The organism is Nostoc sp. CCY 9925 (assembly GCF_963920935.1).
Lineage (GTDB): Bacteria > Cyanobacteriota > Cyanobacteriia > Cyanobacteriales > Nostocaceae > Nostoc.
Map to the genome: position 1 here is coordinate 35,489 of NZ_CAWUDO010000062.1, position 16,324 is coordinate 51,812.

Annotated in this window: 17 protein-coding genes; 11 read left to right on the forward strand and 6 right to left on the reverse strand. The window is 42.8% G+C overall.

What is annotated here, in order from left to right:
* Positions 1–147: 147 nt before the first annotated feature.
* The 6 genes from dnaK to ACM0OY_RS26035 all read right to left on the reverse strand — a co-directional run bounded on the left by dnaK (position 148) and on the right by ACM0OY_RS26035 (position 5,961).
* Positions 148–2,052: a molecular chaperone DnaK gene (gene dnaK / locus ACM0OY_RS26010; protein WP_414571707.1), complete on the reverse strand. Its 1,905-nt coding sequence runs from the start codon at positions 2,050–2,052 to the stop codon at positions 148–150.
* A 467-nt stretch (positions 2,053–2,519) separates the two neighbouring features.
* Positions 2,520–3,341, reverse strand: a complete 822-nt coding sequence (locus ACM0OY_RS26015; protein WP_414571708.1) for an SDR family oxidoreductase — start codon at positions 3,339–3,341, stop codon at positions 2,520–2,522.
* Positions 3,342–3,471: 130 nt separating this feature from the next.
* On the reverse strand, positions 3,472–4,080 hold the full coding sequence (locus ACM0OY_RS26020) for a HEAT repeat domain-containing protein (RefSeq protein WP_414571709.1): 609 nt from the start codon (positions 4,078–4,080) through the stop codon (positions 3,472–3,474).
* 279 nt (positions 4,081–4,359) lie between these two features.
* Positions 4,360–4,854, reverse strand: coding sequence for a bleomycin hydrolase (locus ACM0OY_RS26025; protein ID WP_414571710.1), 495 nt, complete (start codon positions 4,852–4,854; stop codon positions 4,360–4,362).
* A 79-nt stretch (positions 4,855–4,933) separates the two neighbouring features.
* Positions 4,934–5,491 carry a bleomycin hydrolase gene (locus ACM0OY_RS26030; protein WP_414571711.1) on the reverse strand — a complete coding sequence of 186 codons (558 nt, stop codon included), beginning with the start codon at positions 5,489–5,491 and terminating at the stop codon, positions 4,934–4,936.
* A gap of 302 nt (positions 5,492–5,793) precedes the next feature.
* Positions 5,794–5,961 (reverse strand): NblA/ycf18 family protein, encoded by a 168-nt coding sequence (locus ACM0OY_RS26035; RefSeq protein WP_414571712.1) that lies wholly within the window; start codon positions 5,959–5,961, stop codon positions 5,794–5,796.
* Between the two features lie 326 nt (positions 5,962–6,287).
* Here ACM0OY_RS26035 and ACM0OY_RS26040 point away from each other — a divergent pair, with 326 nt between their 5' ends.
* The 11 genes from ACM0OY_RS26040 (at position 6,288) to ACM0OY_RS26090 (ending at position 16,280) form a co-directional block, all read left to right on the forward strand.
* On the forward strand, positions 6,288–6,881 hold the full coding sequence (locus ACM0OY_RS26040; protein WP_414571724.1) for a phycobiliprotein lyase: 594 nt from the start codon (positions 6,288–6,290) through the stop codon (positions 6,879–6,881).
* A complete protein-coding gene (locus ACM0OY_RS26045) occupies positions 6,882–7,433 on the forward strand; it encodes a hypothetical protein (RefSeq protein ID WP_414571713.1) in 552 nt (183 codons plus the stop codon).
* A gap of 560 nt (positions 7,434–7,993) precedes the next feature.
* Entirely contained in the window at positions 7,994–8,761 is a 768-nt protein-coding gene (locus ACM0OY_RS26050; RefSeq protein ID WP_414571714.1) for a phycobilisome rod-core linker polypeptide, read from the forward strand.
* Between the two features lie 341 nt (positions 8,762–9,102).
* Entirely contained in the window at positions 9,103–9,333 is a 231-nt protein-coding gene (locus ACM0OY_RS26055; protein ID WP_414571715.1) for a hypothetical protein, read from the forward strand.
* Positions 9,334–9,564: 231 nt separating this feature from the next.
* The gene (locus ACM0OY_RS26060; protein WP_414571716.1) at positions 9,565–10,821 is read left to right on the forward strand and encodes a phosphotransferase; all 1,257 of its coding nucleotides are present in this window, start codon (positions 9,565–9,567) and stop codon (positions 10,819–10,821) included.
* Between the two features lie 333 nt (positions 10,822–11,154).
* The gene (locus ACM0OY_RS26065; RefSeq protein ID WP_414571717.1) at positions 11,155–12,261 is read left to right on the forward strand and encodes a T3SS effector HopA1 family protein; all 1,107 of its coding nucleotides are present in this window, start codon (positions 11,155–11,157) and stop codon (positions 12,259–12,261) included.
* A 536-nt stretch (positions 12,262–12,797) separates the two neighbouring features.
* Positions 12,798–13,850 (forward strand): dipeptide epimerase, encoded by a 1,053-nt coding sequence (locus ACM0OY_RS26070; RefSeq protein ID WP_414571718.1) that lies wholly within the window; start codon positions 12,798–12,800, stop codon positions 13,848–13,850.
* The gene (locus ACM0OY_RS26075; RefSeq protein WP_414571719.1) at positions 13,834–14,880 is read left to right on the forward strand and encodes a DUF1611 domain-containing protein; all 1,047 of its coding nucleotides are present in this window, start codon (positions 13,834–13,836) and stop codon (positions 14,878–14,880) included. The genes ACM0OY_RS26070 and ACM0OY_RS26075 overlap by 17 nt, the downstream gene beginning before the upstream one ends.
* Before the next feature lie 404 nt (positions 14,881–15,284).
* Complete coding sequence (gene psb34 / locus ACM0OY_RS26080) at positions 15,285–15,455, forward strand: photosystem II assembly protein Psb34 (RefSeq protein WP_414571720.1); 171 nt, start codon at positions 15,285–15,287, stop codon at positions 15,453–15,455.
* Positions 15,456–15,534: 79 nt separating this feature from the next.
* Positions 15,535–15,660 (forward strand): hypothetical protein, encoded by a 126-nt coding sequence (locus tag ACM0OY_RS26085; RefSeq protein ID WP_414571721.1) that lies wholly within the window; start codon positions 15,535–15,537, stop codon positions 15,658–15,660.
* A 107-nt stretch (positions 15,661–15,767) separates the two neighbouring features.
* Positions 15,768–16,280, forward strand: coding sequence for a response regulator (locus ACM0OY_RS26090; protein ID WP_414571722.1), 513 nt, complete (start codon positions 15,768–15,770; stop codon positions 16,278–16,280).
* Positions 16,281–16,324 lie beyond the last annotated feature (44 nt).

Sequence of the window (16,324 nt, forward strand, 5' to 3'; positions counted from 1 at the left end):
AGTAGAGACGCGATGAATCGCGTCTGTTAGGAGTTTTTCAAATCCTAATTCTTACGTTCTAACTTCTAAAAAAAATCCCACCCAAGTAACAGCTTGGATGGGCAATATGGGTTAGAACAAAATAATCTTCCAGAAGAAATAGGAGAATTATTTGCTTTCTGTAAAATCAGCGTCAATTACATCATCACCGCTACTACCAGCGGAGGAAGAACTGCCATCTTGAGGTTCAGCGCCAGGTGCAGCACCACCACCAGCTTGTTGATAGATGTTGCTACCAACGGCGAATAGAGCTTGTTGCAATTCTGGGGTCAGCTTCTTGATTTGCTCATCGTCATCTTTAGCAATTGCTTCCCGCAGTTCTTTGACCAAACCATCGACTTTGGTCTTGTCAGCAGCGGGAACTTTATCGCCCAATTCTTGTAGCTGCTTCTCGGCTTGGTATGCCAAAGAGTCGGCTTGGTTCTTGCGTTCAATTTTCTCACGCCGTTCTTTATCAGATGAGGCGTTTTGTTCAGCTTCTCTGACCATCCGGTCAACGTCAGTTTTATCCAGTGTGGAAGCGCCAGTTATGCTGATGGACTGTTCTTTTCCAGTACCTTTGTCCTTCGCGGTGACATTGAGGATGCCGTTAGCATCAATGTCGAACACAACTTCAATTTGGGGGACGCCACGTGGTGCAGGAGGAATTCCATCAAGACGGAAGGTTCCCAAACTCTTGTTATCAGTAGAGAATTCGCGTTCGCCTTGGAGGACGTGAATTTCTACGTTGGTTTGACCATCCACAGCGGTGGAGAACACTTCAGATTTCTTGGTAGGAATTGTAGTGTTGCGAGGGATAATTTTGGTCATCACGCCGCCCAATGTTTCAACACCCAGAGAAAGTGGTGTTACATCTAACAACAATATCCCAGTAACATCACCAGCTAATACCCCTGCTTGAATTGCTGCGCCAACTGCCACAACTTCATCAGGGTTAACGCTTTGGTTAGGGTCTTTACCCAATACCTGCTTCACAATCTGTTGGACTGCGGGAATCCGGGTAGAACCACCAACTAACACCACTTCATCAATATCACTCTTGCTTAACTTGGCATCCCGAAGAGCGTTTTCCACAGGGATACGGCAACGGTCGATTAAGTCAGAGCAAAGTTCTTCAAATTTGGCGCGGGTCAGGGTTGTGTCCAGGTGCTTAGGCCCGTCCTGAGTAGCGGTGATAAATGGTAGGTTGATTTCTGCTTGGGTAACGCTAGAAAGTTCAATTTTTGCTTTTTCTGCGGCTTCAGTCAAACGTTGTAAAGCTTGTTTATCTTTGCGTAGCTCGATGCCTTCGTCTTTCTTGAACTTTTCAGCTAAGAAGTCAACTATTTTTTTATCAAAGTCGTCACCACCAAGGTGGGTATCACCAGATGTGGCTAACACTTCAAAAACTCCATCGCCTACTTCTAGCACGGATACGTCAAAAGTACCGCCACCAAGGTCAAATACCAGAATTGTTTCGTTGCTCTTTTTATCAAACCCGTATGCTAGAGAAGCAGCTGTAGGTTCGTTGATAATCCGCAGAACTTCAATCCCTGCAATTTTACCAGCGTCTTTTGTCGCTTGCCGTTGGGAGTCATTGAAGTATGCCGGAACAGTAATTACCGCTTGGGTTACAGTTTCACCAAGGTATTTGCTAGCATCTTCAACCAGTTTGCGGAGAACTTGTGCAGAAATTTCTTCAGGGGCAAATTGCTTACCAGCGCCAGGAGAGTCTAGCTTGACATTGCCGCCGCTGCTAAGGACTTTGTAAGAAACTTCAGTAGTCTCCTTGGTAACTTCGTCAAAGCGGCGTCCAATAAAGCGCTTGACAGAGTAAAACGTATTTTCGGGGTTCATCACCGCTTGACGTTTGGCGATTTGACCAACCAAGCGATCGCCATTTTTAGCAAATGCAACCACTGATGGTGTTGTCCGAAAACCTTCTGCATTAGCAATAACTGTGGGTTTACCGCCCTCCATCACTGCCACGCAGGAGTTCGTTGTACCTAAGTCAATTCCAACTACTTTTGCCATTTTAGGTGCTGGCTCCGTATAACTACAAATGAATGAATGAGAATATAAAGGACTAAATTTTGAACCAACAGGGTCAAGAAATCAGCCAGTTCAGCATTAATACCTTAATTTGGCTTTTTCTGGGGTCAAAACTCCAGACTATGCTGATATATATATTGAGATCCATGAAGGGTGGTTTACCGAACCTTGTTTGGGACGGTTAAACTAACTCAATAGTTTTTAAGTTAATTCATGGATTGATTTGCTTTCACTTTGTCTAATGTATGAGAATTAATACTTTCAGTAATTAGGGTGAACCGTAATATCTGAGTGGTGTTTGCCGTCTTTAGAGGTAACAAATTACAGATGGCATTAGTTATTACTCATTAGTCATTAGTCATTAGTCATTGGGAGTGAGGAGTTTGGAGTTTGAAGTTATGAGTTATTTCCCCTTTGCGTCCCTCATCTCCCCAATCCCCAATCCCCAATCACTCAAGCCCAGAGAAAAGAGTTTCCCAGTCAATCACAGGCGGTCTTTGTCCCTTATTGACTATTTCAAAAATTTTCCTGGAAGTACTTGGGTAAAAAAGACATTCTACACAAGCGTTGGCTACGTCAATTCGGCTGGCATCACCTGAAAGTGTATCTCCTGTGCCAAGTACCACGCCATATTTGCCGCCCGTTTTTGCTCTCAGGAGGGTGTTGAGGTCGTATGAAGTATAAGGCCCGTCAATGAGGCGTCCTGGGCGAATAATAGTGTAGGGTAATCCTGAATTAATGATGGACTCCTCCCCCTTCTGTTTGGCATCCAAGACGCCGAATGCATTGAGAACGCTAAAAGGAAACTGATCTTTACGGAGAATTCCGCAGGAGGAGACGAAAACAAATCGCTGCAAATTTTGAGGCACTGCTGCTACAAGATTGCTGACACCTTGAGCATCGATTTTTACTGGACTATTCTTTGCTTTTGCTTGGCTAGATTGGGGGTTAAGAAAAGTTAAACCCCATTCAATCAAGTTTGGGGATTGCTCAAACTCCCATCTGGCAGAGGGAAAGGCTGTGGTTCCAGTACAACAAATAACATGGGTGACATCTGATGTTGCAGCACTAAGTGTCGCGGGCTGGCGGGTATCACCAACAAGAATTTCTACTTGCTGATTAAACATTTTTTGAGCTTTTGCAGCATCCCGTGTCAAGACACGGACTCTGACGCCCTTTTCCAGCAACTTGCCTACCACAAGTTGTCCTACTCCACCAGTAGCACCAGCAACTAGCACGAAATTCTCAACTGACGCTTCCAAAGAAGTCATAAAATGTTCTTGAGATAGTCTATTGCTAATCTACTGAAAAATTAGGCGATCGCAAAAGTTAGGAGTAAGGAAGTAGCAGTCTATGTTGTTCCTAGATATTAATTAAGCCAGTTGCATTTAAAAGCGAATGCTACTTTCTGCTATATTTAATCACCTGCTCTAATCGAGGTAAGGCACTCACCGCTGACTCACGAACATATGGATCGACAGTTTCATCGTTAGTCAATGCTGTCAGCACTTCTACCCCTCTGACATCCCCCATTGAACCAAGCGCATTCACAATCGCCACAGCTACCGCAACATTATCTGTAGTTTTCAAGGCTTCATTTAAAATTTCAAAGGCAGGAGAACCAATCTCACCCAAAGCCATCACGGACGCAATATATACAACACCATTTTCGTCATTGAGTGCTGTTTTTAATCCCTGTAAGCCCTCTTCTGGAAAGGGTACGTCTGGATGATTGGCGGCGACTTGTGCCAAGGCTTTAGCACAACTGCCCCGAATGGTGGCGTTATCACTATTGAGCAATGACTCTACCACTGCTGGTACTGCATCTACACCAATGGCCCCCAATGCCTTCACCGCAGCTCGACGATAGGTCACATCTTCATCATCTAAAATACTCATCAGTCGAGGAATGGTATTTTCATCGCGGACTTCGGCTAGCTGCCACATAGCTCGTTCCCGCAGGTTTGGGTTTGGGTGTTTTAACTGTTCAAATAGAGAATCTGTTGTCATAAGCAAAAATTTCGTTCTGAATTCTGAATTTTAATACCAATTTAATTGGTGAAGACGCGATGAATCGCGTCTCTACAAATGGTTTATTGGTCAAATTATTTTCTCAAATTAGTATAAATTTTGAATTCTGTTAGCGCAGCAGGGCGTAACCGATTCTGAATTCTTTTAATTACAACTGAGGGACTCTAAGTCGATCGCTCAACCTAATCTAGGCAAAGCAATAGACCCAGAGTCCCTAGTTTTAGAGTGCAACGAGCGCTCGGCTAGTCAATCCGCCTATTATGACAGGGAGTTGATTACGTAGTCGAGGAGAGCGCGGAACTCAGTCAACGCTTGAGGAGACAAGTCGCGAGGAGAGCAAGCGCGATCGCGGGTGTAGGTCATAGCGGTAACATAGGGAGCAGTAGGCAGACCCAAAGAGCGATATGTTTCGCGAGCGCCTGCAATACCCCACTCATCCAATGGACCAGTACCACCAACAACTAAGCTGTAGTTGATCAAACGTAGGTAGTGCTTGATGTCGCGGAGGCACTTGTCTTTCTTAACTTGGGTGTCGCCAGCTTCACCGTCTTGGTTCAAGTAAGGATATTTCTTGAAGGCAGCATCATAACCTTCTTTAGCTACAGCATCGATGTTAGAAGCCAGCTTTTCAGCAGCTTCTAGACGAGCATTAGCACGTTGAATGCTACCTTGAACGGATTCTAGGTCAGAGGTGGTAGGAAAACGACCTGCTGCATCAGCAGCTGAAACAACTGTGGTAATAACTGATTTCATTGCTTTTTATACTCCAGATGGGATTTGATCGGGTTTTGATTTCACTTCGTTTGGCTAAATAGCCGTTAACTATGAGCTATTAGCTCAGAGCAGAAATAACGCGATCGAAGTAGCTAGCAGCTTCAGCAGCTAGAGCAGAGCAGTCGCCTTGGATAACTTCCAGCTTACGGAATTTTTTACCAGCGTTAGCTTCGGTGTTGGTGTTGGTGATGTGAGCAACACTGATAGCTTTCAGGATTTGAATAGCACGTACAGTGGAGCTAATGGGAACTCCCAAAGCTGAGTAGGTTTCTTTTAGACCGTTGATAGCGCGATCGTCCAATACGGAAGAATCACCAGCCAACAACGCATAGGTTACGTAGCGCAGGATGATTTCGGTATCACGCAGACAAGCAGCGTGGCGACGAGTGGGATACAAGTTACCGCCGGGTTGCAGCAAACCAGTGTTTTCGCAAGCGATTCCAGCAATGGCATCAGAAACAGCACAGCTAGCGTTGCTGGCGATTGCATTCACAGCATCAAGGCGCTTGTTGCCCGCAGCAATGAAACCCTTGAGGGCATCCAAGTCAGCACCACCAATAGCAGCACCTTTAGCGTCTGCTGTAATTACAGCTCTGGAAAAAGCATCAAGAACCATGAGTTCTCCTTAATATTCACAAATGGCGGATATTATTTTCGGCGTAGTTTCGTCAGATGAACTGCGAGTAGCCAAAGTAAAACATAGGGGATCGATAGTACCCTAGTCTTTACTATGAGAGAGAAAGTAATAATCTGTAATATTTAGTTATTAGTCATTTAGTCATTGGTTATTAGTCATTAGTTATTTCTCCCCCTACGTCCCCTACCTCCCCTGTCCCTTTGCACCTCTGCTCAAAAAAATTAAGACTTATGCAGCCACAGCGTAAGTCTTAGGGAAAAATATTCTTTTTTCTTAGTGGCTCAAGCTTGTTTGAGCAGATGTTTGACCAAATTATCTTTCACCATCATCTGCCGTAAAACTTCTAACAAGAATTCCTGAGCCTGTTCTTGACTCAAATTCTTGACCTGTTCTCTCAAGTTTTGTAAGCGAAACTGCTGCTCTAAGGTTAGTTCGATGGGGAATTCCATAGGATTCACTCCTCTAATTGACTGAATCGAAGGTGTTTGTTGTTACTGGTACTGTGAAGGCGTAGGCGTAACTCGTCGTATACATCACCTTACATTAGTGTAGCATTGAGATATTAAAATGTCCATATTGTCAAGTCATGAGAAATTAATATTATAAAAGTTTACAATTACCAAAAAACATGTTCATCTGTTCCTTTATTCAGGAGTTGATTGAAGCTAAGCACTGATGGTTGTAATGTTTAGAATGTTTATATACCAACAACTTTAAAAAGAAAAAGCAAGGTAAACATCATCCGCAGGAGTCAAAAGTAGGAGTCAGAAGATTGATAGACGCAATGGAATTTTTTCAGCTCAGTGCTGGTAAGTGGCGATCGCAACGTGCAACTCATCACCTGGCGTTCAAGCGCTCAGAGACAGGAGAATCTGATATAGAAGTAGAAACTCTGGCTGCCGATCATCCAGAAATCATTGAACTGTGCCAGTATCATCAGATTGAGCCGGGGCTTTCAGTAGGGGGGTCGCGGGTGCGCTGGCTAGGCACAATGGCTTGGGATAAAGACGATGAGGAAAATCATCAAGGGAAAACTATATTTGCGATCGTGCCTGATGCCGATAACCCAAGGCAAGGTAAATTACTCCGCGAAAGGGGCTACGCGGAAATTGTGCCCGTGGTCGGTCTTTTTCATATGGATGATGAAGATGGACTAGTGTTGACAACCGAATACGAAACAATGAGTTCCATTGAGCGATTTTGGTTCGCCAGCCCGAATATTAGACTGCGAAGCAGTACAGTGAAACGGTTTGGCGGCTTCAGCACTGCATCGTTTTGCACTGAAACCCGCATTCAGTCTTCTTTAGAAGTTTCCAGCACACAGGAGGTAACTTCTAAACAACAGTTTTATTCTGTTTTAGGCTGGTGAATGATTCTGAAGCAGACCGATACTTTTACTCGTGGGCGAGATTATCTACATCTGGTACAGGGATTTGCTCTCGAACCGGGTATGGTGGATGTATTCGATAACCTGCGCGATCGTACTGCCATTTGCACTTGGATCGGCAAAAACATTAACACCGTTAACGCTCAGATCAACACCTATCTGGAAGCCTGTCATCAGTGCTTTCATCCCCAAGAGCGCCGCCACATCCAAATTTTTGCAGTACCCATCGCTCAATCTTTCGGTATTGACGGTCTGTGCAACATTCTCACAAACCCAATAACCATTTTGGTAGATGTCGGTCGAGTTGCACCCAAAGACTGGTTCGGTATCGTCGTCCACGAATACGCTCATGCCCATGTAGGAGATTATGGGCACAATCAGCAGTTTGCTAACATTCTGTCTCATCTGTGTTTAGGACTGGGATTAGAACCACCATTATGGCAAGCAGGAATGGAAGCAACTTTGCGTAGCTGGCCTTACTGTCAGTCAACCATAGATCCCCTGGAATTTTGGATAGGTGGAAATAGGGGATAGGGAATGGGGCATGGGGCAGAGGGGCAGAGGGGAGAATAATAACTCCTAACTCCTAACTCCCAACTCAGCATCTCAATGCCCAATGCCCATTCTTCATTAATTTCTTTTGCGAAATGTTAAAAAATATTGCCTCAGTTCAAAAAAGTGAAACTGAATCTCCTAATCTGAATTATGTGAACAAAGCTTCTACTTAGATTTAGCTAAATTCAAAAAACGCGATCGAGTAATAATTTTATAATCTGCGGTAGGGCATTTCCTGGGCTTGAAAGTGAGCTTCAGCATATCCTAAATCATAGCTGGATTAGCTGATAACCTTACACAGTATGTCTTGCAAACAGTGTATGAGATGTCACCAAGTCATTGAACTGGAAGCCGCAGTCCGTTGCTGAAGCTAGCAGTGGGTTGAATCCAGCAAGCTCAGCCCTGTTTCTTACGAATACTTAACCGCTCTTAGTTAAGTTTCGTGAAACTTTATCAGAATATCAGGTTCTGATCCAACTACGTCCCTTAATATGTGATTTAAAGTTGTTAACTTTAATTAAGAACATGGAGGCTTTAGAGTGTCAATTCCTCTGTTAACATACGCACCTTCAAGTCAAAACCAACGTGTAGCTGCATATGAAGTGCCGGGTGATGAACAGCCCAGAATTTTTTCTACAGACAATCTGCTTTCTCCCTCAGATTTTGGCGATCTAATTGAAGCAGCATATCGTCAAATTTTCTTCCATGCGTTTGCTGCCGATCGCGAAACATACTTAGAGTCCCAACTCCGTAATGGACAGATTACAGTGCGGGACTTTATTCGTGGGTTGGTGCTTTCCGATACCTTTAAGAGAAGCTTTTACGATCTCAACAGCAATTACCGTTTTGTTGAGCAAGTAGTACAGCGAGTTCTAGGACGCGACGTATACAGCGAGCGGGAAAAAATCGCTTGGTCAATTGTAGTCGCAACCAAAGGTATTAAAGGCTTTATCGATCAAATACTGGACTCTGAAGAGTACCTCAGCAATTTTGGATACTCTACAGTGCCTTATCAACGTCGTCGAATCTTACCATCTCGTGCTGAAGGTGAGTTGCCTTTCAACATCAAATCTCCCCGCTATGACGATTACTACCGTGCCAAACTGGGCTTCCCCCAAATTATTTGGCAGGTAGAAGTACGTCGGTTCATCCCACAAGAACAGAAGCCCAAAGCTGGCGACCCAGCTAATTTCTTGGCTATGGCACAGAGTGTCAATGCAACTGGCAATGCTCCACAAAGAGTTTCGTCATTTAACATCGATATCGAAAAGTCTGTACCTTATCGCCAACTGGCAGGAATCAAGTAACGATTTTTGCTCAAGGGTTAGCTAGTACATCTGTTTAATTATTTGATAGCGTGCATCAGTCCTGGGTTACGTAGGAGTTTCATTTAGGTATAACTAGTGAAACAGACTCTATCCCACCTCTGATGCACGCTACTCGTTTGTTTAGATACACGTCTTAGAGGCTCTACTTTATAAAGCAACCCTTGACCATCGCTTCACAAAATAGCACTCTCATAAGAAGCACTCATGTAAGCTTTGTTTGTATCGCCGAAAGCTTGCAAGCCACACAAATCACCTGCCAACAAGGCTTTCAGGTATCAATTATGAAAATTTAAGCAAAAAATAATTACCAATCGGCTAAAATGTCCGGTTTTTTTGGTCTTGTGATGATAAATAAAAATAATAACGTTGAAAGTTATGCTTCGTACCCCGAAGAATTGCTGAAATTCTTCGCTGCTTTCAGGATGACTACTGACAACATCTGCCGCCAATCAGTTTTTTTGCTGGGGATGCTGCTAATCCGCTACAAACTCAAGGACAGAGCTACCTCAAAACGCTCTACCACAAAATTTACTCTAGATGTGTCTAAGTAACTATGCTGAGGAAGTGTAAAGATGTCACGATGTCATGGAAGCAATTTTAAAGCAATTATAAAGAGCTTGGTGCCATTTTGGCAGGTTTTAATCGTAAATATGCGATATTAGTAGATTGTACAAATCTTTATTCTTATTCGCACACTAGTTACTATCTACGCAAAACTGCTAAGGCTAAGCGGATTCTGACACAGATTAATTTACGGTAATTTACGAAGTAGGAAATAATACATGGTATTATCACTGTCTTCTCACAACGTTATCCAGTATCTGCAAGATGCGGATCTGTGTAACTCAGAAGGTGGCACAGCGGATGAATCTGATTTGCCAGGGAGTAGCAAGAAAAATTTCAATTTAGTTGTAACTCTAGCTGATAATCGCAAGCTGCTCCTTAAACAAGAACGTAACGTTAACAGTGAAGGTCAGCCCCATGAGTTATTTAAAGAGTGGCTGTTTCACCAATTACTCCAGCAGTTTCCAGTTTTCGGCAATGTTGCAGCGATGCCTACGGCGGTAAACCACGCACCATTAGTTGTGCATTTTGACGAAGAAAATTCTATCCTCGTTCGCAACTACCAGAGTGACTACCTGGAGCTTGGGACATTATACCACAATAATGAAATTTTTCCACCAGAAATTGCCTATGCCATCGGCACGGCTTTGGCAGGACTGCATCGCGCAACCTTCCAACGCCGAGAATATAGGGATTTTATGGCAGCTGCTCCCCAAGGAGAGTTTCGCTATGGCTTTTACAATCCAGCCCAAGGGATAGGGTCAATTAGTCCAGAGATTTTTGGTACTGTTCCCACCGATGCGTTGAAATTCTATGTTCTTTACCAACAGTACGAGAGTTTGGAATCTGCGATCGCAGATCTAGCATATGATTGGAACCCTTGCTGCTTGACTCACAACGACTTGAAATTGAACAACATTTTAGTTCATTCTCGCTGGCAGCAACTAGACAATTGCCTAGTACGACTAATCGATTGGGAAGCTTGTGCTTGGGGAGATCCAGCTTTTGATTTAGGAACTTTACTAGCAAGCTATTTAGGAATTTGGCTCAAGAGCTTGGTAGTAGACCCTACCATTGAATTAGAAGAATCTCTACATTTAGCGTTGACACCGCTAGAGATTTTACAGCCTTCAATTATTGCCCTCATGAGGTCTTATCTCAATGCTTTCCCAATGATTTTGGAATACCGCAGTAACTTTATTTCGCGGGTTATCCAATTTGCAGGGCTGGCACTGATTCATCAAATTCAGGATCTGATTACCTGCCGGAAATCCTTTAGCAATGCTGATATCTGTATGCTGCAAGTTGCTAAAAGTCTACTCACTATGCCCGAACAAGCTGTGCTGACTATTTTCAGTATCTCACAATCAGAAATTGTCAACCCTGTGGCCAAAATCCATAAACTCCCTCAGCCTCAAAAAGAGCAGCAGTTACTTCGCATTTATTACGAAAAAACTCGACTGCGTGGTTGTTAATGGTAGGAAGCAGAACAAGAATAATTCAGAATTCAGGAGTCAGAACAGTTCAATATTATGGAAAAATCTGATAATGAATGTAGCAATCATACTGTATTTATTTTGAATTCTGAATTCTGAATTTTCAATCATGTGTATCTAATTTTTACAAAATTTTAAGTTATTCTGCATATTATTTACCATATGATGAATATCAGAGCATTTTGCCCCATATTAGTCTTATAAATAAGAACAAAAATGTCAGTTGATTCATTGATGAAATATTTTAAATATTGAATGCTGACTGCTGTTTTATGACTTTGAATTTTGTCTCTTTGAGTTCTAAATGGATAAATGTTGTATTCTGCCAATCAACCCCTAACTTCTCTGTTGGACATTGCTAGAAATATCCAAATTGAGTCAAATTTTTGTATTTACCATCCCAACTATCAACCTTTTGCTCTGCCGACTAAAGTAGCCGACAGATTTCAGCAAACCCCCACAGATTTACAACAAAAATATCTGACTTTATTACTGCGAAATTTTCTTTATGGGATCTATTACAATGGCTCTCTGCAAAATACTTTGGCAGTCAATACTGTTAATAGTAATCACATATCAAAATATAACTTAGAAGATAGCTCAATTTCAGAGATTGATTGGGACTTCTACAAACAACTGCACGAAAGTAATCACGGTGTTGGTTACTTTGATTCCAACTGGGAGGTCTTGCGGCAGGAGCCTGATGGTACTATGGCGGTGACGAAAGGCGGTTTAACACTTTATATTGAGCCAGACTGCCATTTAGAATCCAGTAAAAAATCTACTAAAGCGGGTGACATAGTAGCAATTTGGATGCCTAAAAATCGCCTGCAAAACGGTTGTTATATGGCAGTTAGTAATGTTGGACAGGAACAGCAAACTAATCCAGATGGTGATTTAGGAGCAGGGCGAATCTACTTTAATTTAACCCCATCTGGCGCGATCGCTCTTATGGATAGCCTAACACTGCAACTGAATGCAGCCTCCATTCCTTTTAGCTTTCAGCTTCTTCACAATCCCTGTGCATACGGACGCTATGATTCGGGGATACTCTACTTTGAACTCCACGACTATCCAGCAATCCGCACCATCCTTCAAAGAATTTATCCAGAAAATCAATCACATTTCCAGCCTGAAATTCCCTTGTTTACAAAATTTTTAGCACCAGGGTTAGGTTTAGCTGAAGAACCAACCCAAAAATTTGCCGCACAAGAAAGTTTTGGTATGAACCGTTGTCAAATCGTTGCTAATGCTTTGTTAGAAGCTTGGCACAAAGGTAAGAACGCTATGGAAGAACGGATGAAGGTAATTAATCAACATTTTACACGCCATACCATTGACTTGCAGCGTCCCTACCTTAACCCTAATTCCCAAGATATCTATATTCCCCTAAAATTAAGTACCATTGAAGTAGCATGATTTAAAAATCTGGACACTTAGCATTTACAACGTTGGGATGTGTGTAATGGTGTAAAACCGTTTCAATGTTGTCACCAATCCACATTGCGACTTTATCGGCAGTGATGCCGCTGCTAATAGCCCATGTAGCAAACGTATGCCTGCTAGCATAAGGCTTGATACCAATTCAAAATTCAAAATTAAGAAATCCTTGTTTTACAAGGGTTTCTAGATTTGGATCTGTTTCAAACTTTTAGTGAATTGGTATGAGGTAATATGGCAATTTTGCCAGTTTTACCAAAGCTTTTCACTTTTTGGCGAGAAATTTTAATTATTATTAGAAAATAAAGCCTCAAACCTTTATTCAGTTAAAGTTCCAGAGTTTGGTTTCAATTATTGTTTTCCGACAGTGAGAGAAGAGGCAGAAATTTAAGTAATAAATAAAATTTTGTATCAGGAATTAAGCAATGAATGTAAAAAAGTATAACGGATTCTTCCGACGAGCTAAATTTTAAACTTACACTGGCTTTTGCCCTAACATAATAAGCTCTATATTTATGCAAATAAATGTAAATTTATTTATAGTTAATAAGAGATTCCCGTTGACTATTAGTCGGGGGACAACAGCACAGACTACGAATGTCTGGGTGAGAATTTCACAAGATGGCATCGAAGGCTGGGGGGAAGCGTCGCCGTTCGGTGTGGGTAATCATCGGCAATCAACTGATACAATCAAAGACGCTCTAGAGCAAGTTATACCACTGTTGCAACCATTCAGTCCTTTACAACGACAGGAAGTTGAGCAAGTGTTAAGCCAAAATCAGGCTCCTTCTGCCGTGAAAGCAGCCTTGGATATCGCAATGCACGATTGGCTCGGTAAGCGCGTAGGGTTACCTTTATGGCAAATTTGGGGACTCGATCGCCACGCCATTGTACCAATTTCCCTGACAATTGGGATTAATTCACCAGAAGGTGCGATCGCCAGAGCAAAAGACTGGTTAAATTTTACAGATGTTCGTATTTTCAAAGTTAAGCTAGGTAGTCCAGATGGCATAGAAGCAGACCGAAAAATGCTCTTAGCAGTGCGAGAAGCAGCACCAAAAATAGAATTTTTTGTTGATGCTAACGGCGGTTGGAGTTTAGCAGATGCGATCGCCATGTGCAATTGGCTGGCTGATTTAGGTATAAAGTATGTAGAACAGCCATTGCCACGAGGACAAGAAACAAGTTTAGCTAAACTCAAGGAAAATTCTCCTCTCCCCATTTTTGTTGATGAAAGTTGCTTCACAAGTTCAGATATTCCCAAGCTAGCAAGCTACGTGGATGGGATAAATATTAAACTGATGAAATCGGGGGGACTAACCGAGGCAATGCGAATGGTGCATGTAGCCAAAGCCTATGGGTTACAAGTAATGTTCGGTTGCTATTCTGACAGTTCCTTAGCCAATACAGCAGCAGCACAGCTAGCACCACTAGCTGATTATTTAGATTTAGACAGTCACCTTAACTTAATTGATGACCCCTTTACGGGTGCATTGCTAAAAGAAGGGAGAGTTTTGCCAAACGATTTACCAGGTTTGGGGGTACAACACAGTGCGTCTGCCACTTAATCAACGAGTAGCTATCTTACTTCATGAGGGAATTAGCGGGTCTAACGGTAAAACAGGGCTAGCAATTTTACGCTACAGTGAAGCCCCAATCATAGCAGTCATCGATCGCGACTCTGCTGGCAAATCCTTACCACAATTAACAGGTATCAAGCGTGATGTACCAATTGTGGCATCGGTAGCCGCCGCCTTGGAGTACAAGCCGGAAGTCTTGGTAATTGGCATAGCCCCAGGAGGTGGTGCCGTACCAGATGATTACTGGCTGGAAATCAAAGAGGCTCTACAAGCTGGAATGTCGTTGGTGAACGGTTTACATACAGCGATGGCAAATATGCCAGACTTAAATGCACTGCTCAAACCAGGGCAACTTATTTGGGATGTGCGGAAAGAACCATCTAATATCGCTATTGCTAGCGGCATGGCACGCACTCTCCCGTGTCGGCGAGTATTGACTGTGGGAACCGACATGGCCATCGGTAAAATGTCAACCAGCCTAGAGTTACATCGAGCGTCACAACTGCGGGGTTGGCGTTCTAAATTCATAGCCACAGGTCAAACTGGCATGATGTTAGAAGGCGATGGTGTGCCTCTAGATGCTGTGCGGGTAGATTTTGCTGCTGGTGCTGTAGAACAGATGGTCATGCGCTATGGCAAAAACTACGATATTTTGCACATTGAAGGACAAGGTTCACTGCTACATCCTGGTTCAACCGCAACCCTACCTTTGATTCGTGGTTCTCAACCAACCGAACTGATTTTGGCACATCGAGCAGGACAAGTTCATATACGTAATCATCCCCATGTAGTAATTCCAGCTTTACGTAAGGTAATCCAGCTTTATGAAAGTGTCGCCAGTGCCGGTGGTGCTTTTGGGACTGTGCCTGTAGTGGGTATAGCGTTGAACACAGCCCATCTAGATGAATATGCGGCTAATGAAGCGATCGCTCAAATCACAGCAGAAACCGGGCTACCTTGCACCGATGTCGTCCGCTTTGATGCCGATGTCCTATTGGATGCAGTGATGAAGAATTAAGCTAGTACCGCTTTGCAGAAATCAGAAACAGAGCAAGGGGAAACCCCACGCTTAATCATTTTTGTTACTTTTAGACAAGACAACAGCCCAAAGGGTTGCGGGGCTTCGAGTCCCATTTTTTGTCTATAGATTTTATCCCAATTTGAAAAAATAATCTGACAAACACATTGGGTAAGGGCGCACAGCTGTTGTGCCCTTACAAACGATCAATGTGTTGCAAAGATTGTTTGAATTGGTATTAGTTTCGGGTAAATCCGCGATGGCGTACCCGCCCGCCCTAGGCATCGCTCATAAGTAACTTTTATTAGAATCATCACCCCTTTTTTGTCAAGTCCTCTTGACTTTTTGTAACAAAGTTGTTAAATTTATTTACATAAGTTAACAAACACCAAAAAGAAAAAATTATGTACACCACTGTTAATGAAGACGGCGTTCTCAATAACTACGCGGCCGAACCCAAAATGTACTACTCTGAGTACCCCGCGATTTGGGAACAACGTAAATACTTAATACAAGCTGCTTTTGCAACTTTAATCGTCACTACTTTAATTTTGGTTGGTTTTAGCGTTAGTTAAGATTTTTAGATTTCGGTATCGCTGTATCTCATCGCCATTCGTCTTCTCCTTTTGCCTCGGCTAAATTAGCCGAGGTTTTTTGTATTACACGAGTATTTTGGGTGCGATCGCTCAGCTAGGTGAAAGCGAGTACGTGACCTATCTGGAAGATGGCCAACAGCTGAGAAATCTTCTGCATAAACTTTGTCCAATTCCGGAAAACTAATACTTTATTAACCATAACTGTACTGAAATTCCTCGTAGAGTACGAAACCGTACTGAATTCCCACCCTGCAAGAATTATGGTGGATTCAGTTAATAAATAAAAATTCATTGCTTCATTTTTTACCTTTAGAAGCGTTTATCGCTGATCTTGTATCAGGTAACACTCTTTTGTGTCACAAATTATTTCCAGATATGTGTTATTTAGCTTCGCTACGGAAAGGTTTACGAGTGCTGGTAGTGGATAGCGATCTTGATTCTTGTGAGCTACTGGCGACATTGTTTGCTGAATATGCGGTTGAGACGACCACAGCAATTTCCGCCACTGAAGCTCTGGAAATGATACAACACACTCAACCAGACATCCTGATCAGTGAAATCATCCTGCCCGATGAAAATGGATACTGGCTGATTCGTAAAGTGAAAACGTTTGAAAGAACTTCCCGTGTTCGGATTCCAGCGATCGCCTTGACTGTATGTGTCGAACACAGCGAGCGTATTCAAGCTCTGACGGCTGGATTTTGCAGGCACTTAGCCAAACCATTAAACATCAACGAGTTAATTGCAACAATGGCTTCTATTACCGGGCACCCTCAGGAGATGTCAGCAAATACCCATTGGTGATAGGTTAAGATAAAGCGTATTTTGTCAATCAGTTAAAATACTCA